This is a genomic window from Oleiphilus sp. HI0132, from assembly GCF_001635845.1.
In genome coordinates this window covers 1-1,330 of the sequence record NZ_LWGJ01000397.1, presented here as the reverse complement: position 1 = coordinate 1,330, position 1,330 = coordinate 1, and the positions used below count along the sequence as shown (strand labels likewise).

The window sequence follows — 1,330 nt, the reverse complement described above, 5'->3', positions numbered from 1 at the left end:
GTGATCGAAGATAAACCCGTAGTTGGCGGGAACTGTGCTCATGTTGGAACAATACCTTCCAAAGCACTTCGACACGCCGTTAAGCAGATTATTACCTTTAACACCAATACCATGTTCCGTGATATCGGTGAGCCAAGATGGTTTTCCTTTCCGAGAGTCTTGAAGAACGCAGAAAAGGTAATCAGTAAACAGGTTAAGCTAAGAACCCGTTTTTATGCGCGAAATAAAATAGACTTGTACAACGGGTCGGCCTACTTTCTAGATGATAATCGTATAGAAATACGTGGAAATGGTTCCGCAGATATTGTTCATTTTAAAGAGGCGATCATAGCTAGCGGGTCTAGTCCCTATCGTCCGTCCAACGTTGATTTTACGCATGAGCGTATCTATTGTAGTGATTCGGTATTGCAGCTTAGCCATACTCCACGCACTATGGTTATTTATGGTGCCGGTGTTATTGGCTCCGAGTATGCATCAATTTTTTCCGGTTTAGGTGTGAAAGTCGACCTGATTAATCCTGGCGAGAAATTACTATCATTCCTTGATGATGAGATTTCTGATGCGCTTAGCTATCACCTTCGAAACAATGGTGTTCTTGTCCGACACAACGAAACCTACGAGACAGTTGTCGGTACCGATTACGGTGTAGAGGTTACTTTCGAGTCGGGCAAAAAGATCAAAGCTGATGCTTTTCTTTGGTGTAATGGTCGCAGCGGCAATACCCAAAATCTTGGGCTAGAAAATATAGGTCTTGAAGCAAACTCACGCGGTCAGCTTTCAATTGACGACCACTATCGAACAGATGTAGAGAATATCTATGCTGTAGGTGATGTGATTGGTTGGCCAGCACTTGCTAGCGCTGCTTACGATCAAGGTCGCTCTGCTTCATCCGCTTTGCTTAACGATAGTTACTTCAGGTTTATTAATGATGTACCTACCGGTATCTATACGATCCCAGAAATTAGCTCTGTCGGTAAGAATGAAAAGGAGCTTACGGAAGCCAAAGTTCCTTATGAAGTAGGGCAGGCATTTTTCAAAGACTTGGCTAGAGCTCAGATTACCGGTGAAGCGGTCGGAATGCTTAAAATATTGTTCCATCGTGAGACCAAAAAAATATTGGGAATCCATTGCTTTGGAGATCAGGCGGCCGAAATCGTACACATCGGTCAGGCGATTATGAATCAGGAAGGTGATGCAAATACCCTAGATTACTTCATTAATACCACATTTAACTACCCAACTATGGCAGAAGCATATCGTGTTGCGGCACTAAATGGTCTTAATCGCATATTCTGATTTTAAACTTTTCGTCATTTTTCTTCGATTTGAG

General features: G+C 42.8%; 1 protein-coding gene. It reads left to right on the top strand.

The window, feature by feature from the left end; all coding sequences use genetic code 11:
• Positions 1 to 1,296, top strand: a 1,296-nt coding sequence (sthA, locus tag A3766_RS04925) for a Si-specific NAD(P)(+) transhydrogenase (protein ID WP_068641821.1), incomplete at its 5' end; no start/stop codon positions are given.
• Positions 1,297 to 1,330 lie beyond the last annotated feature (34 nt).